Source organism: Dactylosporangium sp. NPDC051087 (assembly GCF_055586325.1).
On record NZ_JBVJIJ010000031.1, the window covers coordinates 1 to 24437 of the forward strand.

General features: G+C 69.8%; 19 protein-coding genes. 12 read left to right on the forward strand and 7 right to left on the reverse strand.

The features are described from left to right. The first annotated feature begins 245 nt into the window (after positions 1 to 245). Positions 246 to 668, forward strand: coding sequence for a TOBE domain-containing protein (locus ACZ6TV_RS43420; protein ID WP_465305304.1), 423 nt, complete (start codon positions 246 to 248; stop codon positions 666 to 668). 12 nt (positions 669 to 680) lie between these two features. On the opposite strand, the gene ACZ6TV_RS43425 is transcribed toward ACZ6TV_RS43420, so the two are convergent. Continuing rightward, on the reverse strand, positions 681 to 1835 hold the full coding sequence (locus ACZ6TV_RS43425; RefSeq protein ID WP_465305306.1) for a molybdopterin molybdotransferase MoeA: 1155 nt from the start codon (positions 1833 to 1835) through the stop codon (positions 681 to 683). Positions 1836 to 1983: 148 nt separating this feature from the next. On the opposite strand from ACZ6TV_RS43425, the gene ACZ6TV_RS43430 reads away from it, so the two are divergent. The 7 genes from ACZ6TV_RS43430 to ACZ6TV_RS43460 all read left to right on the forward strand — a co-directional run bounded on the left by ACZ6TV_RS43430 (position 1984) and on the right by ACZ6TV_RS43460 (position 10986). Next, positions 1984 to 2322 carry a gamma-glutamylcyclotransferase family protein gene (locus tag ACZ6TV_RS43430; RefSeq protein ID WP_465305308.1) on the forward strand — a complete coding sequence of 113 codons (339 nt, stop codon included), beginning with the start codon at positions 1984 to 1986 and terminating at the stop codon, positions 2320 to 2322. After that, positions 2319 to 2981 carry a cysteine hydrolase family protein gene (locus ACZ6TV_RS43435; protein WP_465305310.1) on the forward strand — a complete coding sequence of 221 codons (663 nt, stop codon included), beginning with the start codon at positions 2319 to 2321 and terminating at the stop codon, positions 2979 to 2981. The genes ACZ6TV_RS43430 and ACZ6TV_RS43435 overlap by 4 nt, the downstream gene beginning before the upstream one ends. A gap of 210 nt (positions 2982 to 3191) precedes the next feature. Beyond that, positions 3192 to 4184: a LacI family DNA-binding transcriptional regulator gene (locus ACZ6TV_RS43440; protein WP_465305312.1), complete on the forward strand. Its 993-nt coding sequence runs from the start codon at positions 3192 to 3194 to the stop codon at positions 4182 to 4184. Positions 4185 to 4240: 56 nt separating this feature from the next. Continuing rightward, entirely contained in the window at positions 4241 to 5539 is a 1299-nt protein-coding gene (locus ACZ6TV_RS43445; RefSeq protein ID WP_465305314.1) for an enolase C-terminal domain-like protein, read from the forward strand. 187 nt (positions 5540 to 5726) lie between these two features. Continuing rightward, on the forward strand, positions 5727 to 7712 hold the full coding sequence (locus tag ACZ6TV_RS43450) for a PQQ-dependent sugar dehydrogenase (protein WP_465305315.1): 1986 nt from the start codon (positions 5727 to 5729) through the stop codon (positions 7710 to 7712). A gap of 74 nt (positions 7713 to 7786) precedes the next feature. Beyond that, on the forward strand, positions 7787 to 10597 hold the full coding sequence (locus ACZ6TV_RS43455; RefSeq protein WP_465305317.1) for a glycoside hydrolase family 2 protein: 2811 nt from the start codon (positions 7787 to 7789) through the stop codon (positions 10595 to 10597). A 122-nt stretch (positions 10598 to 10719) separates the two neighbouring features. Next, positions 10720 to 10986 (forward strand): hypothetical protein, encoded by a 267-nt coding sequence (locus ACZ6TV_RS43460; RefSeq protein WP_465305319.1) that lies wholly within the window; start codon positions 10720 to 10722, stop codon positions 10984 to 10986. Between the two features lie 131 nt (positions 10987 to 11117). Here ACZ6TV_RS43460 and ACZ6TV_RS43465 read toward each other — a convergent pair whose 3' ends face one another. The 3 genes from ACZ6TV_RS43465 to ACZ6TV_RS43475 form a co-directional block, all read right to left on the reverse strand. Then, on the reverse strand, positions 11118 to 11324 hold the full coding sequence (locus ACZ6TV_RS43465) for a hypothetical protein (protein WP_465305321.1): 207 nt from the start codon (positions 11322 to 11324) through the stop codon (positions 11118 to 11120). A 172-nt stretch (positions 11325 to 11496) separates the two neighbouring features. After that, the gene (locus ACZ6TV_RS43470) at positions 11497 to 12786 is read right to left on the reverse strand and encodes a ricin-type beta-trefoil lectin domain protein (RefSeq protein WP_465305323.1); all 1290 of its coding nucleotides are present in this window, start codon (positions 12784 to 12786) and stop codon (positions 11497 to 11499) included. A gap of 229 nt (positions 12787 to 13015) precedes the next feature. Then, positions 13016 to 16042: a 3-keto-alpha-glucoside-1,2-lyase-like domain-containing protein gene (locus ACZ6TV_RS43475; RefSeq protein WP_465305325.1), complete on the reverse strand. Its 3027-nt coding sequence runs from the start codon at positions 16040 to 16042 to the stop codon at positions 13016 to 13018. Between the two features lie 689 nt (positions 16043 to 16731). Between ACZ6TV_RS43475 and ACZ6TV_RS43480 the strand changes: the two genes are divergently transcribed. Continuing rightward, positions 16732 to 17535 carry an SGNH/GDSL hydrolase family protein gene (locus ACZ6TV_RS43480; protein WP_465305327.1) on the forward strand — a complete coding sequence of 268 codons (804 nt, stop codon included), beginning with the start codon at positions 16732 to 16734 and terminating at the stop codon, positions 17533 to 17535. A 238-nt stretch (positions 17536 to 17773) separates the two neighbouring features. Here the strand turns inward: ACZ6TV_RS43480 and ACZ6TV_RS43485 are convergent, their stop codons facing one another. Next, the gene (locus ACZ6TV_RS43485) at positions 17774 to 19951 is read right to left on the reverse strand and encodes an NACHT domain-containing protein (RefSeq protein ID WP_465305329.1); all 2178 of its coding nucleotides are present in this window, start codon (positions 19949 to 19951) and stop codon (positions 17774 to 17776) included. 18 nt (positions 19952 to 19969) lie between these two features. On the opposite strand from ACZ6TV_RS43485, the gene ACZ6TV_RS43490 reads away from it, so the two are divergent. Continuing rightward, positions 19970 to 20161, forward strand: a complete 192-nt coding sequence (locus ACZ6TV_RS43490; RefSeq protein ID WP_465305331.1) for a hypothetical protein — start codon at positions 19970 to 19972, stop codon at positions 20159 to 20161. Between the two features lie 11 nt (positions 20162 to 20172). Then, positions 20173 to 20394 (forward strand): hypothetical protein, encoded by a 222-nt coding sequence (locus ACZ6TV_RS43495; RefSeq protein ID WP_465305333.1) that lies wholly within the window; start codon positions 20173 to 20175, stop codon positions 20392 to 20394. A gap of 24 nt (positions 20395 to 20418) precedes the next feature. On the opposite strand, the gene asnB is transcribed toward ACZ6TV_RS43495, so the two are convergent. Continuing rightward, on the reverse strand, positions 20419 to 22323 hold the full coding sequence (gene asnB / locus ACZ6TV_RS43500; RefSeq protein ID WP_465305555.1) for an asparagine synthase (glutamine-hydrolyzing): 1905 nt from the start codon (positions 22321 to 22323) through the stop codon (positions 20419 to 20421). A 234-nt stretch (positions 22324 to 22557) separates the two neighbouring features. On the opposite strand from asnB, the gene ACZ6TV_RS43505 reads away from it, so the two are divergent. Continuing rightward, complete coding sequence (locus ACZ6TV_RS43505; RefSeq protein ID WP_465305335.1) at positions 22558 to 23307, forward strand: SDR family NAD(P)-dependent oxidoreductase; 750 nt, start codon at positions 22558 to 22560, stop codon at positions 23305 to 23307. A 6-nt stretch (positions 23308 to 23313) separates the two neighbouring features. On the opposite strand, the gene ACZ6TV_RS43510 is transcribed toward ACZ6TV_RS43505, so the two are convergent. Then, on the reverse strand, positions 23314 to 24333 hold the full coding sequence (locus ACZ6TV_RS43510) for a DUF4331 family protein (RefSeq protein WP_465305337.1): 1020 nt from the start codon (positions 24331 to 24333) through the stop codon (positions 23314 to 23316). Between the last annotated feature and the right edge of the window lie 104 nt (positions 24334 to 24437).

The window sequence follows — 24437 nt, forward strand, 5'->3', positions numbered from 1 at the left end:
CGACCCGGCCGGTCACCCCCACACGCCCGACCAGCACAACAAGATCACTAACCCAGGCCAGCCCAGCACCGAAACCTCATCGGTGGATCAGGGCTAAGGGGCGCCTTCGCCGGTCGCCGGACGCAACTGGTGATCCATTAGCTTGTTTATGTCGAATGGTGTCCAGGCTTCGGCCCGCGCCGGCGCCCGGTAGCCGGCGCCGCATTGCCGGGTGGCGGGGCCCGGCTGCGGCTACGGTGGATCCCATGCAGCTGAGCATTCGCAACCAGTTCGCCGGGACCGTGGAAGGTGTCGCGTCCGGTGAGGCGATGAGCACCGTGCGGGTGCGCCTGGACGGCGGGCAGGAGGTCACCGCCGCGATCACCACCGAGTCGGCGCGTGACCTGTCGCTCGCCGAGGGCACCGGCGTGCTCGTGCTGGTGAAGTCGACCGAGGTGGCCGTCGCGTCCGCCGCGGTGCCGGGGATCAGCATCCGCAACCAACTGCCGGGCACCGTCACGGGGGTGGAGCACGGCGCGGTGATGACCACCGTCAAGCTCGGCATCGCCGGTGGCGCGACGGTCACGGCCGCGATCACCAAGGACGCCGCCGAGGACCTCGACCTGACCGAAGGGGCCGAGGCGGTCGCGCTGATCAAGTCGACCGAGGTGAGCGTGGCGCTGGCGTAGCCCGCCCGCCGTCTACGGGACGTGGAGCAGTCGCGCAGTGGCCCCGCTGACCCAGCCGGCGTCGAGCACGGCGAGCGCGTCGGCGCGGGCAATGGCGCACAGGCTCCCGGACCGGGCGCCGGGCACGATGTGTGCGCCGTCGGCGGACAGCTCCACCGGGACGATCCGGCACCCGCGAGGAACAACCTTCGCGTCGCCGGTGACCGGCACGACCGGCAGTGGCTGACGGCGGCGGCCGGCGAGGGCGGCCAGCAGCGGTTCGAGCAGGGTGAGCGCGGCCACGAGCCCGGCGTACGGATTGCCGGGCAGGCTGACCACCCACCGCCCGCCGGCGGTGCGGGCGAGACCCTGCGGATGCCCGGGCCGGCACGCGACCCCGTCAACATGCCAGTCCGCGCCGAGCCGGTGGAGCGCGGCGCGGAGATGGTCGGCGGCGCCGGCGGACGACGCCCCGGACACGGCCAGCACCTGCGCATCCGTGGCGGCGACCGCCACCCGCAACGACTCCAGGTCGTCGTCGATGCGGCGGTACCCGCGCAGCCGCCCACCGGCCCGCTCGGTCACGGCCGTCACCAGCGGTACGAACGCATCCCGGACCTGACCCGGCCCCGGCGGGCCGTGCAGCACCACCTCGTCGCCGGTGACCAGCAGCTCCACCGTGGGTCGCGGACGCACCAGGACGTCCTCGACGCCGACCTGCGCGGCCGCGGCGACAGCGGCGGCGGTGACCGCCCGCCCGGCAGGCACCAGCACATCCCCCGGCACCGCGTCCTCGCCGGCGCGGCGGATGTGGGTCCGCGCCGTCCGCGGTCCGGACACCGTGTCGCCGTCGCGCCGGCAGTCCTCGTACGGCACCACGGCGTCGGTGCCGTCGGGAACTCGCGCGCCGGTGGCGATCTCGACCGCCTCACCGTCCCGGATCGGCCGGGGATGCGGCGGCCGGCCGGCCAAGGCCCGGCCCGTGACCTGCCAGGGTCCGGCACCGGCGACGGCGTAGCCGTCCATGGCGGCGGCGTCGAACCTCGGCGCCGGGACGGCGGCGACGACCGGGCCGGCGAGGATCTGCCCGGCCGCGTCGCCGACCGGTAGCCGCACCGCCGGGAGCGGCGCGGCCGCGCCCCACGCCGTGGCGTGCGCCTCGGCCCAGGGAACGTCGAACCTCGTCATCCGTGTGTCCGTGGCGACCATGAGGACAGCGAACCGTACGCCGATGTCATCGACGCAACCAACACCTCCCGAACCGGGTTGTGCCGCTGTGAGTCCACCACCTGGACGTCGACGTCGCCGCGCCCCGCGGCCCGGCAGAATCACGGGCATGCCTCTGCTCTTCTCGTACGGCACGCTGCGGGACCCGGCGGTGCAGCGGGCCAACTTCGGCCGGGAGCTCGACGGCCGGGACGACACGCTGCCCGGCTACGCGACACGACTGCTGGAGATCACCGACCCGGACGTGCTGGCGATCAGCGGCGAGACCCACCACCCGATCGTCGTGGCGACGGGCGAGCACACCGACAGCGTGCCGGGCGTGGTGTTCGACGTGACCGAAGACGACCTCGTCGCGGCCGACGGCTACGAGGTCGACGACTACCACCGCGTCCTTGTCCTACTCGCCTCGGGCGCGCCGGCATGGGTGTACGTGAGCGTCGCCGCATGACCGCCGATTTCGCCGACGCGGATCCGTGGCTGCGGCCGCAGTGGGACCGGGCCGCGCTGCTGACGATCGACACGCAGGTCGACTTCGCCGAGGACGGTGCGAGCCCGATCCCCGGCACCGCCGCCGTGGTGCCCGCCGTGGCGCGGCTCGCCGCGGCGTTCCGGGCCGCCGGCCGACCCGTTGTGCACGTGATCCGCCTGTACGACGGCGGCGACGTGGACCTGGCTCGCCGGACGCTGCTCGACGGCGGCGCACCCATCGTGCGACCGGGCAGCCCCGGCTCGCAGATCGTGCCGCGGCTGCTGCCGCCGGACGCGCCGGACCTCGACCCGGCCGAGCTGCTCGCCGGTGGTTTCCAGCCGCTCGGCCCGGCCGAGTGGGCGATGTGGAAGCCGCGGTGGGGAGCGTTCTACCGCACCGGCCTCGAGGACTTCCTGCGGCGCCGTGACGTGTCCACGGTCGTGGTGGCCGGCTGCAATTTCCCGAACTGCCCACGCGCCGCGATCGTCCAGGCCAGCGAGCGCGACCTGCGCGTCGTCATCGCCGCCGACGCGATCTCCGGCGTCGACGACCGGCACCTGGCCGAGGCCGCCCGCATCGGCGCGCTGCACGCCACCACGGAGACCGTCGCCGCCGCGGTGAGAAGGACCCACGCGTGACCGTCGAGACTCTGACCGGGGGCGGCGTTGCGGGTCCACCGGTTCGTGATCGCTGCCGAGATGCTCGAAGACGGTTGATTGTGACAGGCATGTCGTCTCAGGTGTCGAGACCTGTTGGATTTTGTGGAATCGATGGCTGTTTTCGCTTGACATGGTGTTGCAAAGGATTGCAGACTGCCTGACAACGATGACATATAGAGGAGGCGGTCGATGGCGGCGACGATCTATGACGTCGCCCGGGCGGCGGGTGTCTCACCGTCGACGGTGAGCCGGGCGTTGTCCGTGCCGGAACTGGTCAATGCCGCGACCCGCCTGCGGGTCCATCAGATCGCCGGCGAGCTCGGTTATCACCCCAACCGCGCAGCGCGTGGGCTGATCACCGGCCGGACGGGCAACATCGGGCTGATCGTCACGGATCTGAGCAACCCGTTCTTCCCCCAGGTCGTCATGGGTGTCCAGGGCCGGGCGCGAGAGTCCGACTACTCCGTCCTGCTGGCCGACACCGGTGAGGACCCGACCGTCGAGGTCGGTCTGATCCGTGCCCTGTGCAAACAGGTCGACGGCATCGTGCTGTGCTCGTCGAGGATGACCGAGGTCGACCTCCGCTCGGTCACCGGTGACACGGTGACCGTGCTGCTCAACCGCAGGGTGAGCAGGGTCCCGGCGGTCACCATCGACAACGCGGACGGCATCCGTCAGGCCGTCGCCCACCTGCAGGCGCTCGGGCACCGCCGGATCGCCTACGTGGCCGGGCCGCGCACGTCCTGGTCCAACCGGGAGCGGCTGCGGGGCCTGCGGGCCACCACGGCGGCGGCCGGCCTCGAGCTGGTCGAGGTAGGCGCGGTGGTACCGCAGTTCGCCGGTGGTGTCGCCGCTGCCGACCTTGTCCTGTCCTCCGGCGTGACCGCGGTGTTCGCCTACAACGACCTGATCGCGCTGGGACTGCTCAACCGGTTCCGGTCGATGGATGTGGCCGTGCCGGGGGACATCAGTGTCATCGGCGTCGACGACACCATGTTCTCCGAGATGGTCAGCCCGGCACTGACCACCCTCGCGCAGCCCAAGGAGCAGCTCGGCCGGGTCGGTGTCGACCTGCTGCTGTCGCTGCTGCAGGACTCCGACCCGGGCGCCGCCGTGCGCCGCACCGTCACCTCGCAGCTGGTCATCCGCAGCTCCACCGGAACGGCGCCGAGGCATAGCTGACGTGCCGCTCCGTTGCCGTCTGCGGCCGCCACCCAGATGAACCCGGAGCACTTCCATTGGCCACCATCATCGAGATCGCCGTCCACGACGTCCGCTTCCGGACTGCTGCCCGCGGCGACGGGTCGGATGCCATCAACAAGGGTGACTACTCGGCCACCTACGTCGAGTTGCACACCGACGCCGGGGTCACCGGCACCGGGCTGACCTTCACCAACGGCCGCGGCAACGAGATCACCTGCCTCGCCGTGACGGCGCTGCGCCATCACGTCGTCGGAAGGTCGATCGAGGACATCTTCGCCGCGCCCGTGGAGTTCCTCCGGTCGCTGACCGCCGACGTGCAACTGCGGTGGCTCGGCCCGGAGAAGGGCGTCATCCACATGGCGACCGGCGCGATCGTCAACGCCGTGTGGGACCTGCGGGCGAGGCTCGCCGGTCTGCCGATGTGGGAGCTGCTGGCCACGTTGCCGACCGAGGAACTGGTCGCCGCGGTCGACTTCCGGCACATCAGCGACGCGCTCACGCCTGACGAGGCCCGGGATCTTCTGGACAAGGGTGCGACCGGCTACGCCGAGCGGCTCGAGCGGCTGACCGCCGAGGGATTCCCCGCCTACACCACGTCGGTCGGGTGGCTCGGGTACTCCGACGACAAGGTCCGGCAGCTGGCCCGCAGGGCCGTCGCCAACGGGTGGACCGCGGTGAAGATGAAGGTCGGCGGCAGCATCGACGACGACGTGCGCCGGGCGAAGCTCATCCGCGCCGAGATCGGCCCCGACGCGCTGCTGATGATGGACGCCAACCAGGTCTGGGACGTCGACGAGGCGATCACCAACATGGCCGCCCTGAAGACGGTCGACCCGGCCTGGATCGAGGAGCCGACGCACGCCGACGACGTCCTCGGCCACGCCCGGATCGCCCGCGCGGTCGCGCCGATCCCGGTCGCGACCGGCGAGGTCGCCGCGAACCGGGTCATGTTCAAGCAGTTGCTGCAGGCCGGCGCCATCGGCGTGTGCCAGGTCGACGCGTGCCGGGTCGCGGGCGTCAACGAGGTCCTCGCCGTGCTGCTGATGGCCGCCAAGTACGGCGTGCCGGTCTGCCCGCACGCCGGCGGCGTCGGCCTCTGCGAATACGTCCAGCACCTGGGCATCTTCGACTACCTGCGGGTGTCCGGCTCGATGGACGGCCGCATGATCGAGTACGTCGACCACCTGCACGAACACTTCACCGACCCGGTCACCGTCGTCGCCGGACGCTACCGCGTCCCGAGCGCTCCCGGGTACAGCGTGACCCTCCGGCCTGAATCCGTGCGGCGCTTCACGTTCCCGGACGGCGAAGCCTGGAGGGCAACGGCTCGCTGACAAGGCCGGGCCGGATCGCTCCGCCAACGCGATCCGCCCGGAACCACCCCTGCCGAATCCATCGGCACTCTCATCTGGAGGAATGATGCAAACCTTTGCATCGACCGGTCGACGCCGCCCGAGGCTGCGTCTGGTACTGGCAGCAGCGGTATCCCTCGCTACCGCAGCCGTGGTCACGGCCGTGGTCATGGCTCCGGCCGGCGCCGCCGTCGGCACCACCGTCAAGGGCGTCGCGTCGGGCCGCTGCCTCGACGTGGTCGGCCAGTCCCAGGCGGACAAGGCCCTGGTCAACATCTACGACTGCAACGGCCAGGCGAACCAGGCGTGGACCTTCACCGCCGCCGGGGAGCTGCGGGTGTACGACCAGCCGAAGTGCCTCGACGTCGCGGGCAACGACACGACGGCGCCCGCGACCGCGCAGATCTACACCTGCAACGGCGGCCAGAACCAGAAGTGGCGCATCAACGCCGACGGCACCATCACCGGCGTCCAGTCGGGCCTGTGCCTCGACGTGACCGGCGCCGCCACCGCCAACAGCACCCCGGTCGCGCTGTGGACCTGCAACGGCCAGACCAACCAGCGCTGGACGAGCACGCTGGGCGACACCCAGCCGCCGACCGTGCCGGGCAACCCGCGGGTGAGCAACCTCGTCTGCGACGCGGTCACGTTCTCCTGGAACGCCTCCACCGACAACGTCGGGGTCGCGTTCTACGACGTGTTCCACGACGGGCAGCTGATGAAGTCCGTGACCACGCTGAGCACCGACCTCACCGTCGTGCCGGGGGTCACCTGGGGCCTGTATGTCAACGCCCGTGACGCGGCCGGCAACGTGTCGCAGGCCAGCACGACGGTGCCGATCTCGCCGCCGCAGTGCCAGGCCGACACCACCCCGCCGACGGCGCCGATCGGGCTGACCGGGTCCGCCGCCGGGACCACCGTCACCCTGCGCTGGACCGCCGCGACGGACAACATCCAGGTCCGCTCGTACGACGTGTACCGCGACAACGCGAAGGTCGGCACGATCACCGGTACCGCGACCAGTACCCCGGCGACCACCTTCGTCGACAGCGCGCTGGCCGCCAACCGTGCCTACGCCTACCAGGTCGTCGCCCGTGACGCGCAGGGCAACCAGTCGCCGCGCAGCAACACCGCGACCGTCACCACCGGCGCCGCGTGCGGCAGCTCCGTGTGCTCGGTGACGCAGGTCGGCACCGACACCGACATCCCCTGGGGCCTGGTGACCCTGCCGGACGGGACCATCCTCTACACCCGCCGCGACGCGCACGACATCGTCCGGCTCAACCCCGCCAACGGTTCGAAGACCAGCATCGGCACCGTGCCCAACGTGCAGAACACCGACGGCGAGGGCGGCCTGCTCGGCCTGGCGATCTCGGCGAACTACGCCAGCGACCACTGGCTGTACATCATGCACACCTCGCCGACCGACAACCGGATCGTGCGGATCAAGTACGAGAACAACACGTTGAACACGGGCAGCGAGCAGATCCTGCTGCAGGGCATCCTGCGCAACAAGTTCCACGACGGCGGCCGGCTGCGCTTCGGCCCGGACGGCAAGCTGTACGCCAGCACCGGCGACGCGCAGAACGGCGACAACGCCCAGAACCTGCAGAGTCTCAACGGCAAGGTGCTGCGCCTGAACGCCGACGGTTCGGTGCCCTCGGACAACCCGTTCGGCAACTACGTCTGGTCCTACGGGCACCGCAACCCGCAGGGGCTCGCGTTCGACTCCCAGGGCAGGTTGTGGGAGCAGGAGTTCGGCAACGCCGTCATGGACGAAACCAACCTGATCACCAAGGGCGGTAACTACGGCTGGCCCGCCTGCGAGGGCACCAGCGGCACCTGCGGCACCGCCGGCTACATCGCGCCGAAGCGCACCTACCCGACCGCCGATGGGTCCTGCTCCGGCATCGCGGTCGTCCGCGACGTGCTGTACATCGCCTGCGAGCGCGGGCAGCGCATGTACCGCGCCGTCATCAGCGGCAGCTCCCTGACCAACGTGCAGGCGTACTTCACCGGCACCTACGGCCGGCTGCGCACCGTCGAACCGGCCCCGGACGGCGGGCTGTGGCTGACCACCAGCACGACCGGCGACAAGGACAGCACGCCGAACAACAGCAACGAGAAGATCTTCCACGTCACGCTCGGCAACTGACGAAGCGCGGCCCGCCCCGGCATCCGGGGCGGGCCGTCACCGCTCCACACCCAAACCGCTATTTGGGGGTCCCCATGGAGATCAACCGTCGTAGCGCCCTCGCCCTCGGCGCCGCCGCCACCGGCGCGACAGGACTGTCAGCACTCGGCGTCACCCTCGCCCAACCGGCCGGCGCCGCCCTCGCCGGACCGGTCACCGAAACGCTGTACCTCACCGGCACCGACGCCGACAACACCGTCAACTGGGAGTTCCAGGTCACCAGCGGCCGCCGTGCCAATGAGTGGAGCACCATCCCGACCCCGTCGAACTGGGAGTTCCACGGCTTCGGCACGTACAACTACGGCGGCACCCTGGTCACGGGGGAGCGGGGCAACTACCGGCACACGTTCACCCCACCGGCCTCCTGGTCGGGACGGCGGATCTTCGTGGTATTCGAGGCCGCCATGACCGACGCCGAGGTCAAGGTCAACGGGACCTCCGCCGGGCCGCGGCACCAGGGCGGCTTCTACCAGTTCCGGTACGACATCACCGCACTGCTGAAGCTCGGCCAGTCGAACCTCCTCGAGGTGACCGTCAGCAAGGAGTCGTCGAACAACTCGGTGAACGACGCCGAACGCCGCGGCGACTTCTGGAACTTCGGCGGCCTGTTCCGGCCGGTGACGCTGCAGGCGTTCCCCGCGGCGCGGATCGACCGGGTCGCGGTCGACGCGAAGGCAGACGGCACGTTCACCGCCGACGTCACCCTCGCCGGGGTGACGGCCGCCGGCCGGGTGACCGCGCAGCTGCGCCGGCTGGACGGCACCGCCGCCGGCGGGTCGTTCTCCGCCACCGTCGCGAGCGGGACGACCAAGGTGCGGGTCAGCACCACCGCCTCCCAGCCGGCGCTGTGGACCGCGGAGACCCCGAACCTGTACCAGGTGGAGCTCACCCTCACGAACTCGGCCGGCACGGCGCTGCACAGCACCGCGACCCGCTTCGGGTTCCGCACGGTCGAGGTCCGCACCGGCGACGGGATCTACGTCAACGGCCGGCGGATCGTGCTCAAGGGCGTCAACCGGCACACGTTCTGGCCGACGCTGGGCCGGGCGTCGAGCCCGCGGCTGGCCCGCCAGGCGATCGGGCTGATGAAGGACATGAACATGAACGCGGTGCGGATGTCGCACTACCCGCCGGACGCGTTCTTCCTCGACCTGTGCGACGAGCTCGGCATGTACGTGCTGGACGAGCTGACCGGCTGGCAGCGCCGCTACGACGAGAACGTCGGCGCGCCGCTGGTGGCCGCGATGGTGCAGCGGGACGTCAACCACCCGTCGATCCTGTTCTGGTGCAACGGGAACGAAGGCGGCTGGAACACCGCGCTGGACGACGACTACGCCCTCTACGACCCGCAGCAGCGTAAGGTCCTGCACCCCTGGACGACGTTCAGCGGCATCGACACCAGCCACTACCAGACGTACACCAGCACGGTGAACAAGGCCGCGGGCGGCACGATCTTCATGCCGACGGAGTTCCTGCACGGGCTGTACGACGGCGGCGCCGGCGCCGGGCTCAACGACTACTGGAAGGTCATGAACGGCGCCCAGCGCTCCGCCGGCGGGTTCATCTGGGCTTTCGCCGACGAGTCCGTGGTCCGCGACGACCGCGGTGGCGCCATCGACACGTACGGCAACCGCGCACCCGACGGGATCCTCGGCCCGTTCCTGGAGAAGGAGGGAAGCTTCGCCACCGTCCGGGACGTCTGGTCACCGATCCAGCTCAACAGCCCCGACTACTACGCCAACACCTTCCCGTCCGCGTTCGACGGCACCACGAAGATCCAGAACAGGTACACCTTCACCAACGTCAACCAGCTCAGCTTCACCTGGCAGCTGGTGAAGTTCCCCAACCCCGGCGCCGGGACCGGGCACACCGTCACCGCGCAGCGCACCTTCACCGGCCCCGACGTCGCACCCGGCGGCAACGGCACGCTGGTCCTCGGCCTGCCCGCCGACTGGGCCGGCAACGACGCGCTCGGCATCACCGCGACCGACCCGACCGGGCGCGTCATCACGAGCTGGATGTGGCGGATCAAGAAGGCCGCCGACTTCCGCAACCGCCTCGTCGTGCCGGCATCGGGGTCCGTCACCGCGACCGAGAACTCGACCGGGGTCACCATGGCCGCCGGTGCCACCCGGATCACCATCGGCAAGTCCAACGGCCGGCTGACCGGCGTGACCCGCGACGGCACCACGGTGTCGCTGACCAACGGCCCGGCACTGTCCGCCGGCACCGGCACGTTCACCGGGCTCAGCCACTTCAAGGACGGCAGCGGCTGGGTCGTACAGGCCAACTACACCGGCGACCTGAGCTCGGTGCGGTGGCGGCTGGACGCGAACGGCTGGCTGCAGATGGAATACCGCTACCACCGCACCGGCAACCACGACTACCTCGGCGTCAACCTCGACTACCCCGAGTCCAAGGTACGCAGCGTGACCTGGCTCGGTGACGGGCCCTACCGGGTCTGGAAGAACCGGCTGCGCGGCGTCACGCCCGACGTGTGGACCAAGCAGTACAACAACGCCGCCACCGGCTCCAGCGGCTTCCAGTACCCGGAGTTCAAGGGCTACCACGCCCGCACCTGCTGGGCCCGGCTGAGCACCACCGAAGGCAGCATCACCATGGTCGCCGCCGAGGAAGGGCTGTTCCTGCGCCTGTTCACCCCAGCGGTCGGACCTGACCCGCAGACCGCCACCGCGCCCTTTCCGGGCGGCAACATCTCCTTCCTCGACGGCATCGCCCCGATCGGCAACAAGTTCCACGGCGCCGCCTCCGTCGGACCGGAGAGCCAGCCGAACGTCGCCACCGGCGACTACCACCGCAGCGTCTACTTCCAGTTCACACCCTGACCCGAGACGCACCACGGTTGCCCGCGGAAGGGCGCCGTCCCGGGCGTGCGCCGCCACCCCGGGACGGCCTGTGAACGACCGCCTTGTCTGCCCGAGAGGGAGAAACCGTGTATCGGAAGTCCTTGGACGAACCGACGGGAAAGCGCGGCAGATGGACCGCCGCCGCCGTGGCCATCGTCGTCGCGGCCGCGTGGGCCGTGCTCCCGCTGCCGGCCTTCGCAGCCGGCGTCTTCAACGTCCGCACGTACGGCGCCACCGGCAACGGCTCGACGACCGGGTCGACGCAGAACTGCGGCACGGCGCTCACGATCACTCGCCTCGCCGTCGCGGACACCGCCAACGCGGCGGACTGGTCGGTGCAGTTCGGTGTCGAGGTCCTACAGCCGTAGGCCGAGGCGCCGGCGCGTCGGCATGCGGTTTCGGTGTGCAGGCGCAGCAGGAGCGCGTCGAGGATGGGCAGATCCCTGCCGTACCCGGGCTGCTTGAGGCCGCCGTGTGGAAATCAGGTTCCGGGTTCCCCTCAGTCGCAGTCGTGTCCGCTTTTCGACTTCGATCCGCTCTTCGACTTGCTCTTGCCGCTGCCGCCGCTCTTCCCGCCTGGTTTGCCGGCGACGCTCATGGTGATCGTGTCGCAGGTGCCGCCCGAGACGAGGTTGCAGGCGCTGAGGGCCGGCGTGAGCAGCAGGGCCGCGAAGGCGGCGATGGTGGCTTTGCGGGTGCGGGTCATGGCGGTTTCCGTCCGTGGTCGGCGCTGTCCTCGGAATGATGCACGACGTTGTCGATTCCGTAGATCAGGTCTCCGACACACGGATGCGGCGTTGCTCACTCATCCACCCAGCAGGGCGCGGGAGCCTGTCCGCTCCCGCGCCCTGACCGTCAGCTTGCCCCTCGGCCGGCCGTCACGCGGCCTTCACGAAGTACTGTGCGCCCGATCCGTTGCAGTCCCAGATCTGCAGTCGCGTGCCGTCCGCTGTCGAGCCTGACGGGGAGTCCAGGCACTTGTTCGAGTTCGGGTTGCGCAACCGGTTACCTTCCTGGACCCAGTTCTGTGCGCCGCCGCCGTTGCAGTCCCAGAGCTGCACCTTCGTGCCGTTGGCCGTGCCCGCGCCGGTGACGTCGAGGCACCGGCCCAACGTCCGCAGGGTCTGGCCGTCCCGGCTCCACTGCTGGTCCTTCGAAACAGCTGACCCTTGGCACGTCCACAGCTGCACGGCCGCGCCGTTGCCGCCCGTGTCGTTGCCGGCCACGTCCACGCACTTGCCGCCCGGCCCGTTGATCTGCGTCGCGGGTCCGCCCGGCGTCGTGCCGCCGTCCTGGTAGTAGCGCACGTAGTCGACCAATGCGGTGAGCGGGAACTGGCCCTGCACGGGGTTCTGCCCGGGGTACGAGCCGCCCAGCGCCAGGTTGAAGATGACGTGGAACGGCTTGCGGAACTCTTCCAAGGTCGCCGGTGTCGTGTCGATCACGTGCGTTTGCGTACCGTCGACGTACCAGCGGATCTGTGCGGCAGTCCACTCGATCGCATAGACGTGGAAGGCCGCGGCGTTGTTGACGGCGGGGTTCGCGACGTAGTTGGCGTTCTGGCCCGCTGTCCACGGGAACACGCCGGTCCGCAGATCCCAGAAGATGTTGTTCGTCACGTTCGCGTTCGCGTTCGCGTGTTCCATGATGTCGACCTCGCCGCAGCTGGCCCAGTTGGTGGGCAGGCGGTCGTAGTAGGTCTGCGCCGGGTTGTAGGCGCTCGTGGACGACTCGTCGCACGCGTCACCGAGCATCCAGAAGGCCGGCCACGAGCCGGTGGCGGTCGGGAGCGCCATGCGCGCCTCGATGCGGCCGTACTGGAAGGACCTCTTCGTGTCCGTCGTCATGCGGCACGACGTCTGGTACCAGTTGCGGCCGTTGACCACCATGGGCGTCGTGAGCCAGTTGGCGCGCATCACGAGGTTGCCGCCGGACTGCGTGCAGTTCTCGGGGCGGTACCATTCCCACTCGCCGTTGCCCCAGCCGTCAAACGTGTTGAGGCCGGGGTTGAGGCCGTTGCCGACGTTGTAGTTCCAGTTGGCGCTGCTGGGCGCGCCGGACCCGTTGAACTCGTCGGACCACACGAGGTTCCATGCGGCGTGTGCGGGCTGCTGCAGGACGACCGCGCTGCCGACGAGCGCGGTGACGGCCGCGGTGAGCAGGATCATGAGACGTCGGCGGCGGGGCATCCGGGGTGTGTGTTCCTGTTGGGTCTCCACAGCGATTGTGCCCTTCTCGAGCAGGGGCCTCACGTGGCGGCGTGAGAGCGCTCTCAGCATCGTCATCGACTGGAAACCTTGTTGTCAACAACCTGTCATGCTTCAGCAACGGACTTTGTGCAAGACGCGACAAACTGGTGCCGCCGCACGGAAGCACGCGGCGACACCAGCGTGCGCGTCAGCTCAGCGGTTCGATCCAGATGTTGCGGAAGCGGGGGTTCGCGCCCGGGTCGCCATGGTCCTGCAAGGCTATCGAGCCGGGCGCCGACCCTTCAGGCTGCCCGTTTCCGGTGGGGCCGTTGATGGCGACGTTGTTGTGCACGACGACGCCGTTCCACACCACGGTGACCCTGGCATCTTCGAGTTTCGTGCCTGTCGCGCTGAATCGCGCCGCGCGGAACGTGATGTCGTACGTCTGCCACGTGTTGGGCGCGGTGGCCATGTTCCGGTCGGGGGCACGCTTGAGGTAGATGGCTCCGGCCTCGTTGTTGGCCAACGTGGTGTCACCGTAGGAGTCAAGGACCTGAATCTCGTACCGCTCCTGGAGGTAGAACCCGCTGTTGCCACGGCTCTGTCCGGTGACCTCCGGCGGGTAGGTGGGTTCCAGCCACTCGCCGTGCAGCTTGAAGTCGCCGAATTTTGCTCTGGTACGGATGTTCCCGCCGAGCGATTCCATCGATCCGCCCGCTACCGGCCAGGTCGCAGGGCTGCCGTCGGTGGTCTCCCAGGCCGCCAGGCCGGCGCCGTCGAACAATGCGATGCGCGGTACCGCGGCGACGGCGACGTTGTCGAGGTTGGCGCCGTTGGCACCCGTCGTCGTCACCCGGATCTTGCTCTGCCCGGCCGGTAGCGTCGTGGACAGCGACACGGTCCGCCAGGTGCTCCACGCGTTTGTCGGCGGGAACGAAAACGCTGGGCTGACGGTCGTGCCGTTGACCGCGACGGCCAGCGGACGGTCGGTGGTCCCGCCGTTGGCGTAACGGAATGCCAGCGAATAGCTTCCCGCGCTCGGCGCGTTGACGGTCCATTCGGTGTACCCGCCGGTGTTGGCCGTCGTCGCGAAGTCCGAGTAACCGGTCCCGCTGTACCCGGCATGCTCGGTCGACACGGTCGCGCCGCTGAGCGCCGCCTGCTCGGCCTCGTAGGTGGTGCCAGGCAGCGCATTGAGCGTGTACCAGGCCTCCGTGCTCCACAGCGTCTGCCCCGAAGCCGAACTGAACGGCCGCGGCGACTGCACGTGGACCACCCGCCCGGCCTCCAGGCCGTTGATCCTCAACGTGACCTTCTTGCCGTCGGCCGAAGGGATGGCCGAGCTGACGCCCAGCGTTTCCAGATCGACCTTCGGGCCGCCATAGCTGGAGGTCGGCGTGTACCGCCATTGCTGGACGGCGTACCGCGACGCCAGCGAGCTCAGCGTCGCCGCCGACAACGGCTGGGTGTATTCGAGTTCGAATCCGCCGGCCACCGCCCGCATCGCCAGGATGTCGAAGGCGTTGCTGCTGGTCGGGGTCAGCTTCTGCAGACCGAAGCGGAGCTTGCCCTGCTGACGCCAGTTGCTGCTGGCGCGTTCGTCGCCGATGCCGCCCGCGTAGATCGCGCCGTCGGGGCCGAGGGTGAGCCGGCTGATGCCGGCCTCAAGTCCCTGGGCGAACCGGAAGACCGCGCCCTGGTATTCGCCGTTGACCTTCTCCAGATACCCGCGCTGGATCCCGCCATAGGTGACATCACCGAACAGCATCTGCCCGGCGAACAGGCCTTGGGTGAGCATGACCGGTGTGCTCGGCGAGTTCGCGATCTCGTTGTGCGGCAGCCACAGGACCGGCTGCGTGACCGCGTTGGAGTCGAAGGGACCGGCCGGATCGTTGTAGTGGTTGAAGAACCGGCCGGGTTTCAGCTGCACCAGCTTGTTGGCCGACAGCCAGTCGCCCTGGTTGTCGGTGACGAAGATGCCACCTTCGGGGCCCCAGCCCATGCCGTTCGGAGTACGCAGTCCACTTGCCGTGTATTCGACCTGCCCGGTCGCTTTGTTGACTTTGATGGCGGTGCCGCGGTTGGCGGCGAGCTGCGGCTTGGTGGTGCGCCCGCCGGGAGTGATCTGCACCGACAGGTTGAGGTAGAAGTATCCGTCCTTGTACAGCAGGCCGAACGCGAACTCGTGGTAAGTCCCGCCGAACGGCCAGGTCGCCACCGTGCGCTTGCTGTCGATGACGTCATCGCCGTTGGCATCGTTGAGCTCGACCAGCCGGGACCGCTCCGAGACATAGAGCTTGCCGTCCACGTACTTGATGCCCATGGGGTCCTGCAACCCTGTGGCGATCTTCTTCACGGTCACCTGCTGGGCGGAGGTGGTGCCGGTGACGTTGCCCAGCAGGTAGACCTCGCCGAGCGGTGCGGTGGTGCCGTAGTCGCCGCCCCACGTGGTGATGGCCAGCCTGTTGTCGGGCAGCCAGTCCATCCCGGTGACTTTCGGCTCGAACCCGCTGGGACGCAGATTGGTGAGCGTGTAGTTGGGGTGCACCGCGTTCAGTGGCAGCCCGTCGCCCGGGGTGTCCATCCCCTGGACGCATTCCTTGGTGCCAGGTGCGGTCACCCGGGTGACGCCGGATTCGGTGCTCAGCGCCGTGGTCGGCACGAGCGCGAACTGTGTGGCGCCCGGTGGCTGCCACTCCAGCTTGAGCGTCTGACCACCGGTGTTGTCGAAATGTTCGATGCGCAGCTTGTGATAGCCGGCGGACAGGTCGATGGTGCCGTCTTTCGGCGACGCGCCGTGCACGCCGTCGTGGCTGATGACCGTCGTGAACGTGCTGTTCACGTCGTCGTTGTCTACGACGGTGCTCTTGTCGATACGCAGGCGGGAGCCGTCGTCACTGGTGAGCCGGAACGTGTACGAGCCGGCCGTCGGGATATTGATGTTCGCGATGACCTGGGTGTGGAACCTGTCGGCGATGCCGAAGTCGGCCTGGGTCGACCAGTTGATCGCCGGCATCAGCTTGTCGAAGTTGGGGGTCTGCCCTGGCTTGAGCGTGCACAGCCCGGGTAGATCAGATCCGATGTTGTAGGTGCGCAACGTGACGCCGGGATCCTGCGGTGGGATCGCGGCATGTGCCGGCACAGCCACCAGCGACAGCATCACGCTCAGCCCGAGGGCGACGGCTGGCGCCCGATGCCGCCGGCGGGCGACTTCTGGGACGGTCTGGGAACTCATGGCGACCCTTCTCGTGATCGCATCCGCGCAGCAGTGCACACACCGGCCCGGATGGCAGGGTGGGATCAGACGGGGTACCTGACGTAGGTCGGACGCGCGCCGCCGCGTCGTCTTCTCAACGGACCGGGCTTACTCTCGCTCCAAGCGAAACTCCCAGCGTCGGGGTCAGGAAAGCGCTTTCCGGAGCGTTGAGTCACTGTAGATGAACTATCGTGCTGTTTCAATGCCTTCACGCTGCCGGTGGGGCTGGCGCCGGACAACGAACAACCCTGGAAACCGACGTCACGATCCGAGCGCCGTCCATCAGCGGCGTGGCCGATACGTGTCAAGGGTTGTCGCCACGTGTGTCTCACACGCGGAGGGCGGACATCGGTGCGCACTGGTGTCACGGGCCGCGACTTCCCAGGTCTCGCGAGGGTGTACCGGATCCGATGACCGCACAATGCGGCAGACCGTGCGTGGACTCCCGGCTGTCCGTTTCGGCCTGAACACCCGACACGCGCCTTCAGCCGTGTCGGTCGACCGGAGGCCGGAGCATGGCGGTGCCCGGCGGGCCAGTCCGCTCCTCTCGTGCGGACCTTTGCCCCAAAAGCGACTTCGATCATTTGGCGCAAAACGATCTTCCGGTGGGCATACATAGCTTGATATCAATCTCTGCAGCCACACTCCTCCCAGCCCAGGAGTACGACATGCGGAGATCCCGTCTCGTTGCCCTCGCTCTCAGCACCGCCGCCGCCCTCGGCGTCGCCCTCGCTGCCGCCGCGCCCGCCAGCGCCGCGGCCACCGACCGGTACGTCGCCCTCGGCGACTCCTACGCCTCCGGCGTCGGCGCCGACAGCTACACCGCCGAGAGCGGCTCCTGCCAGCGCAGCACCAACGCCTACCCCGCCCTGTACAACGCCAACATCAAACCCGCCGCCTACAAGTCGGTCGCCTGCTCGGGCGCCACCACCGCCGACGTCATCAGCGGCCAGCTGTCGGCACTGTCCAGCTCCACCACCCTCGTCAGCGTCACCGTCGGCGGCAACGACATCGGCTTCACCAGCATCCTGACCACCTGCGTGCTCCAGGGCGAGGCCGACTGCATCGCCGCCGTCAACACCGCCGAGACCAAGGTGCGCACCGAGCTGCCCACCAGGCTCGGCAACGTCTACAAGGGCATCAAGGCCAAGTCCCCCTCGGCCCGCGTCATCGTCGTCGGCTACCCGGTCTTCTACCAGCTCGGCACGATCTGCGTCGGCCTGAGCGCCAACTCCCGCGCGAAAATCAACGAGGGCATCAACCTGCTCGACGACACCACCAAGGCGGCCGCCGCCGCGGCCGGCGTGAAGTTCGCCGACGTGCGCACCGCCTTCGTCGGCCACCAGCTGTGCAGCTACGGCGAGAAATGGCTGCACGCCCTGAACTACCTGACGCTCAGCAAGTCCTACCACCCGACGGCCGCGGGCCAGTTGGGCGGCTACTACCCGGCGTTCCGCTCGGCCGCCGGCTGAGCAGGCGCTTCGGGGCTGGATGATCGGGCCGTGGTCGCGCCACGTCAGGTCGTCCTCGACCAAGTTCCAGTCGCGGGAAGGCGCCGAGCAGCGCCGTCAGCGCCGCGGGGGCGGTGCGGCGGGTCAGCTCGGCGCCCGGCCGGTGGTGCCGGCCGCGGTCGAAGGACAGGTGCGGTTCGGGCGGCGAATCACATCGTTCGGTCGACGGCGGCTTCGCAGCCTGATCCCTTGCGGACGGTCAGTCCTCATCGGGCGCGACACTGAACTCCCCGCGGGCCCAGCGCAGCAGGAAGTCGGTCGCGGCCGCGGTCATCCCGCCGGCCGCGAACTGGCTCCGCGCCTTCTGTAATGCCGTCGCCGCCCTGCGCGCCGCATCGGCGCCCGTTGACTGTTCGCGGTGCGCTTCCCGGGCCGTCGCCAGAGCGCGCAGCACCGGTGCGTGCCGTTCTCCCGCGGGCCGTCCGGCCTCGTGCTCCAGGAACGGCAGCGCGAGCAGCAGCAAGGTCGCCAGACCCGCGCCGTCGCCCGCCCAAGCACCGGCCGGGATCTGCCGCCCGCGAACGGACGGGTCGCCGGCCGGGCGCCACGGCAGCCAAGGCAGCGGCGCACGGAGCAGCGCATCACCCAGCACGCCGGCACGTGGCGGCAGCACGCCCCCGGCGAGGGCCAGCAGGCAGTCCACGATGCGGGCCACCACCGGCGGCGACGGCGTCACGTGCTCCAGTGCCCTGCCGGCGAAGTCGACGATCTGCGCCTGTCCGGCCCGCCGCGCCGCCGCCTCCGCGGCCCAGCGCGCTTCCGCCGTCCTGGACGCCGCGTCCGCCGCGAGCAGGTCCGCGTCGAGCGCCGCCGCGTCGAGCGTCTCCGCCGCGTCCAGGGCGGCGGTGAGCAACCTGTCGGCGCCGCCGTCGACGTTGCGGTCCAGCAGCTGCACGGTGAGCTGACCGACGACCTCCCAGCTCGCCTCACCGACCCGGCCGTCCAGCACCGCCCACGCGTCCCCGGGCACCGGGTTGTGCCGGACCAGGTACTCCGCGGCGAAGTACTCCAGGAACGTGCGGTGCGCGAACCCGTACACCGGCTCGGCGCCCACGACCCCGAGCTCGGTCAGGACCCAGGCCCGGCCCGCGCAGAACCCCAGGAACTCCTCGGCCATCCGGGCCGCGGCGTCCTCCTCGTAGCGTTTGGCGGTCAGGTGCTCCACCAGCAGGCGCAGGATCGCCGAGCGGGGCGCCGCGCTGTCACCGCTGCCGGTCAGCAGGTGCCAGGCGAGGCGCTGCACGGACGCGCGGACCTCCCCGGCGAACTGCATCAGGATCGGCAACCCCTTGCGCATCCGGTCCCACTGCTCGAACACCATCAGCGCGCAGCGCTCGTAGACCTGGGCGCGGTTGCGGGGGATGAAGTGCTCGGCGGCGTACATCGCGCACAGCAGCGACAGCAGGAGCGGGTTGCGGCGCAGGTCCTCGATCGAGGCGCTCTCGTGCAGGAAGGAATCGGCCATGCCGGCGCGGTCCTGCGGCACGGTGCCCTCGTCCAGGCTGAACCACCGCGAGGCGTACGCCGTCACCTGCCCGGAGTCGAAGCTCTCGATCTGGTAGGTACTGAACAGCCGCCCCGACAGCGGTGCGTCCAGGTACCCGATCCGGCGTGACGTCACGACGATCGCCGTCAGCGGGTATGCGGTGGCGAAGCCCTCGACGAGCCGGACCACCCGGTTGCGCAGCGCGACGTCGGTCAGCTCGTCCAGCCCGTCGAGGATGACCAGGGCCCGGGCGTTGAGCAGCAGGTACCGCACCGTCTCCACGGTCACCCCGACGTGGTACGGCTCCTGGCACACCGCGACGAGGTGCTCGTCCAGGGAACGTTCGCCGCGTTCGAGTGCCCGCGACAGGTCACGCAGGACGACCAGGAACGGCACCAGGTGCTCGCCGCCGGGGTACCGGTGCCCCGCCACGTCGTGGGCGAGCTTCGCGGCCAGGGTCGACTTCCCGGCCCCGGGATCGCCGAGCACCACCGACCGCCTGGTCGGCAGGGCGAGACCGGCCGGCAGCGGCCCGCGCACGCTGCTGGCGCCGGCGGCCGTCAACGTCGGTTCGACATGCAGGTCCGACCACGGCACGGAGCGGTTCTGGCCGGTGTGCGGCAACCGGATCTCCGCGTGCAGCGCGGCCACCCGCGACCGCAGCTGCGCCGCGACGTGCTGCAGGTGCGTCAGGTCGTGCAGGCCGGCCAGCACCTGTGCGTTGGCCGCTGCGGTGGCGTCGTGGACCGTGGCCACGGCGGAGCCGATCACGAGTCCGTCGGTGATCTTCGTGACGTCCGGGTCGCGTAGCGCGTCGGCGATCGCGTCGGTCAGCTCGTCCAGCCTCCGGCCCGGCCGCCCGGGTTGCATCGAGCCCGTCGGAGCCAGCACCCGCCGGGGAGGAACACCATGTACACCAGTCAATTCCGCGCCGTCTGGATCGCGGTCGCGGTCCTGGCCGGCCTGCTCGCCGCAGCCGCCGCCGGCGTCCTGGCGCACGTCGCCGGTGACCGGCCGGCCCGTGCGATGCTGACGGCCGGGGCCACGTTCGCGGCCACGCTGACGCTGGGCATCACGTTGATCGCGATGCTGGTGCAGTGAACGGACGCCCAGTGTCAGCATGGTGGTGCCAAGGCCCGAGTGCCGTCCTCGCCGCGTTCATGGCCGCCCCCGGCGGGCCGCGGTGGCGGCACGCGGCGCTGTGGATGGTGCAGGAACCGGGCAACCGCGTCGCCATGGTCACCGCCGTGACGCTGCTGGTGGCAGGTGTCGCCGCGTACGCGATCCGCGTCGGCCCCCAGGTCGCCCCGGTCGAGGCGGCGATGGACCAGTAGGCGGTCGCCGTCTGCCAGGACCGGTCAGGTGAGCGCCAGCCGGACCGGGTAGCGGCGCAGCCACAGGTTGAGGCCGAGCAGCAGCTCGACCGAGCGCCGGCTCGTTCCGAACCCGCTCTCCTCCAGCGGGGCGGCCAGCGTCTCCCGGACCCGCGGCTGGTTGATCAGCTCCGCGATCGGTGCCTGCGGGTCGTCGACGACCTCGATCAACGACTGGCGCAACGTCCGTTCGTACCCCGGATCCTGCGTCGACGGGTACGGGCTCTTCCGCCGGCGCAGCACCGGCTCGGGCAGCAGGTCGGCGACGGCGGCGCGCAGCAGGCTCTTCTCCCGGCCGTCGAATGCCTTCATCGACCACGGCGTGTTGTAGCCGTACTCCACCAGCCGGTGGTCGCAGTACGGCACCCGGACCTCCAGCCCGTGCGCCATGCTCATCCGGTCCTTGCGGTCCAGCAGGATCTGCAGGAATCGGGTCAGGTGCAGGTAGGAGATCTCGCGCATCCGGTGCTCGGCCGGCGACTCGTCGGGCAGGTGATCGACCTCGGCCAGTGCCTGCCGGTAGGCGGCGTCCCGGTACCCGGGCAGATCCAGGGCGCGCTCCAACTCCGGGGCGAACAGCCCCTGGGTGCTGCCCGGTCGATCCGGCAGCGCGGTCAGCCAGGGGAACCCGTCGGCGTTGACCGCGATGGGGTCGTGGAACCAGCGGTACCCGCCGAACACCTCGTCCGCCGACTCGCCGGACAACGCGACGGTCGAGTGCTCCCGCACCGCGCGGAAGAGCAAGAACAAGGAGGTGTACAGGTCACCGAGGCTGGTCGGGACGTCGTTGGCGACCATGACCTCCGTGCGGTACAACGAATCCGTCAACTCGCCGCTGTTCAACACGATGTCGGCGTGCTGGGAGCCGACGTGCTCGGCGACCTCGTGGACGTAGGGCGTGTCCGGCTCCGGCCGCATCGCGTCCGGGTGGAAGTGCTCGGTCTGCCCGACGAAGTCGACCGCGAACGAGCGCACCGGCCCCAGCCCCTGTTCCCGCAACCCGAGCGCGGCGAGCGCGGTGACCGCCGACGAGTCGAGCCCACCGGACAGCAGGGTGCACAGCGGCACATCCGCGATCAACTGCCGGCGGATGATGTCTTCCAGCAGGTCTCGCACGGTGTGTACGGTCGTGTCGAGGTCGTCCGGATGCGGCCGCGCCGACAGCCCCCAGTAGCGGCGCGTCCGAGTCCCGTCCCGGTCGACGACGACGACGTGGCCCGGCTGGACCTCGTGTATCCCGCGATAGACGCCGTGCCCCGGCGTCTTCACCAGCGCCAGCAGCTCCCGCAGCCCGTCAAGGTCCACCTCGGCCGACACGTCCGGATGGGCCAGAATGCTCTTCGGCTCCGAGGCGAAGAGCACCCCGTCCGGCGTCGGATGGAAGCACAGCGGCTTCACCCCCATCCGGTCCCGGACCAGCAACAGGCGCTGCCGGCGGCCGTCCCACACCCCGAAGGCGTACATGCCGTTGAGCCGTTCGGCGAAATCCTCGCCCCACTCGAGGTAGGCGTGGAGCACGACCTCGGTGTCGGAGTCGGTCCGGAAGCCGTGTCCGAGCGCGCGCAGCTCCGAGCGCAGCTCCCGGTAGTTGTAGATCTCCCCGCTGTACGTGAGGGCGACGGCCGGCTGCCGGTCCTCCTCGGCGAGCATGGGCTGAACGCCGCCCGCCAGGTCGATCACGGCCAGCCGGCGATGGCCGAAGCCGCAGTGCTGATCGAGCCAGAGCCCTTCGGCATCGGGCCCGCGGAGCGCGGCGGTGGCCGTCATGGCCCGCAGCGCCGACTGCTCACGGACAAGATCTCGGTCATAAGCGACCCATCCGACAATTCCGCACATGTTAGGCAGGTACCCGTCCATCGCCGGGCACAATCGCCCGCGACGCCTGCACATGGACAGCGCCATCAACCAGATCAGACGCGACCGTGCCTGGCCTCTCGCTTCGACAAGCTCGCCGTGCGCTATCAGGCCACCGTCACCATCACCGCGATCAACGGGTGGCGCTGACCCGAACTACCGAACACGCCGTTGTCGGCGGATTGGTCGACCCTCGCTTAAGCCGGGCCGTGACGGGCATAGCTCGCGGGCGCCGTTGCGGGCGGCGCGATCCACCGCAGAGGAGTGGCAATGACCATGCTTACGGGCAAGACCGCGGTCGTCACCGGCGGTACCACGGGAATCGGACTGGCCGCGGCGCGGCGTCTCGCCGCGGACGGCGCCCACGTCTTCGTCGTCGGCCGGCGTGCGGAGCGACTGCGCGACGCCGTCTCGCACATCGGCGCCAACGCGACCGGCGTCCAGGCCGACGTGTCGGACGCCGCCGACCTCGACCGGTTGTATGCGACGGTCGGCGAGCAGGGGCGCCGGCTCGACGTGCTGTTCGCCAACGCCGGTGTCGGCTCGTTCGCCACGCTCGAACAGGTCGACGAGCAGCACATCGACCAGATTTTCGGCATCAATGTCAAAGGCGTGCTGTTCACCGTGCAGAAGGCGCTGCCGCTGCTCAACGACGGCGCGTCGGTCATCGTCAACACCTCGACCGCGGCAGACCGCGGTGAGGCGTCCTTCGGGGTGTACGCCGCGTCGAAGGCGGCGCTGCGCTCCTTCGTCCGCACCTGGGCCAACGAGCTCAGGGTCCGCGACATCCGGGTCAACGCCGTCGCGCCGGGCCCGATCGACACTCCCGGGATCGAGGGCCTGGCGCCCAGCGCCGAACATGTCGGCCGGCTCAAGTCCGACCTGACGGAGCAGGTACCGATGGGCCGGATGGGTCGGCCGGAAGAGGTCGCCGACATGGTGGCGTTCCTCGCCTCGGACCAGAGCACGTTCGTGACCGGATCGAACCTGTACGTCGACGGGGGCCAGAACCAGGTGTGACACCGGTCAGGAGGTGGCCGCCGGGTGAGGGGCGCCGAGATACGGGAACCGGTCCATGACGTCGGTGTGCGGCTTCAGGCCGGTGGACGGTGCCTCGTTCCTGGTGAGCAACGCGACACGGATGTCGATGACGTCTTCGGTGAAGGTCCGGCCGTTGGGGTACGCGGCCGGTCTGGTCGGGTCGAAACGCAGCATGTCCGGCAGCAGCCCGTGCTCGTCCAGGGCGGCGACCGCCTCTTCGCGCGTGTAACCGCCGGTGTGACCCAGCAGGTGGACGAACTGGTCGGTCCACCTGAGCCGGTCATGCACCGGCTCGCTCGCGTTGTACTCCTCCTTGGTCTCGTCCGTGTTGAAGAAGCTGCTCATCGACGGGTGCCCGGCCCGGTCCACATGGACCAGCTCGCCGTCGCGCAGCACGCTGCACCGGCCCCAGATCCGCAGCTCGGGTCCGGGCTTCAACTCGGCGGTCGGCAGCTCGACGGCCATGGAGCAGACGTTGGCGGTGGCGTTGGAGTCGACCCCGGTCCAGGGTGACCTCCCAGACAGGTGCGGCGCGGTGAAGTTCCGGTTGCCGCTGGTGTCGAACAGGTTCTTGATGCCGTCGAAGTCGAAGTAGAACGCGTCGCTGCGGCTGCCGGCGGCCACCATGGAGCTGCCGCTGCTGACCACGTTCGCCTGCGGGCCGAACGACACGGCGGCATCCGCCACGATCGGGACGCCGCCCGCCTCGGGCCTGCGGGCCTGCGCACCGGTGGCCATGAACACGCTGTAGGTCTGCCCGCCGTCGGCCGCCGGCGGGCTGAACACCCAGCTGAACGCGATGTCGACCAGGTCGTCACCGTCGTTGTCGATGTTCAGCCGATACACGGCGTCCGGATGCAGGGCGTCGGCACCGGGGTTGGCGTTGAGGATGAGCACGGTCCTGCTCCGGTCGCCTGGCGCGGCGAACGCATACAGGTCACACAGGTCGAGACGCGGATCCCCGAGGGGCGCACCGAGACTGAGTCCGGTGAAGTGGTTGGACACGTCAAGCTCTCCCGACGTTCGCTCATGGATTCGCTGGTACGCCTGGGCGCCGGTCCTGCACAATGCGGCGCACTCGCGCCCCGAGCGGTGCATCCACGCTAACC

Bases quoted from the DNA above. Each gene is read 5' to 3' on its own strand.
- ACZ6TV_RS43420 (WP_465305304.1), top strand. From the start codon at position 246: ATGCAGCTGAGCATTCGCAACCAGTTCGCCGGGACCGTGGAAGGTGTC.
- ACZ6TV_RS43490 (WP_465305331.1), top strand. From the start codon at position 19,970: ATGTACACCAGTCAATTCCGCGCCGTCTGGATCGCGGTCGCGGTCCTG.
- ACZ6TV_RS43475 (WP_465305325.1), bottom strand. From the start codon at position 16,042: ATGAGTTCCCAGACCGTCCCAGAAGTCGCCCGCCGGCGGCATCGGGCG.
- ACZ6TV_RS43470 (WP_465305323.1), bottom strand. From the start codon at position 12,786: ATGATCCTGCTCACCGCGGCCGTCACCGCGCTCGTCGGCAGCGCGGTC.
- ACZ6TV_RS43480 (WP_465305327.1), top strand. From the start codon at position 16,732: ATGCGGAGATCCCGTCTCGTTGCCCTCGCTCTCAGCACCGCCGCCGCC.
- asnB (WP_465305555.1), bottom strand. From the start codon at position 22,323: ATGTGCAGGCGTCGCGGGCGATTGTGCCCGGCGATGGACGGGTACCTG.
- ACZ6TV_RS43430 (WP_465305308.1), top strand. From the start codon at position 1,984: ATGCCTCTGCTCTTCTCGTACGGCACGCTGCGGGACCCGGCGGTGCAG.
- ACZ6TV_RS43435 (WP_465305310.1), top strand. From the start codon at position 2,319: ATGACCGCCGATTTCGCCGACGCGGATCCGTGGCTGCGGCCGCAGTGG.
- ACZ6TV_RS43505 (WP_465305335.1), top strand. From the start codon at position 22,558: ATGACCATGCTTACGGGCAAGACCGCGGTCGTCACCGGCGGTACCACG.
- ACZ6TV_RS43440 (WP_465305312.1), top strand. From the start codon at position 3,192: ATGGCGGCGACGATCTATGACGTCGCCCGGGCGGCGGGTGTCTCACCG.
- ACZ6TV_RS43465 (WP_465305321.1), bottom strand. From the start codon at position 11,324: ATGACCCGCACCCGCAAAGCCACCATCGCCGCCTTCGCGGCCCTGCTG.
- ACZ6TV_RS43425 (WP_465305306.1), bottom strand. From the start codon at position 1,835: ATGACGAGGTTCGACGTTCCCTGGGCCGAGGCGCACGCCACGGCGTGG.
- ACZ6TV_RS43455 (WP_465305317.1), top strand. From the start codon at position 7,787: ATGGAGATCAACCGTCGTAGCGCCCTCGCCCTCGGCGCCGCCGCCACC.
- ACZ6TV_RS43450 (WP_465305315.1), top strand. From the start codon at position 5,727: ATGGCTCCGGCCGGCGCCGCCGTCGGCACCACCGTCAAGGGCGTCGCG.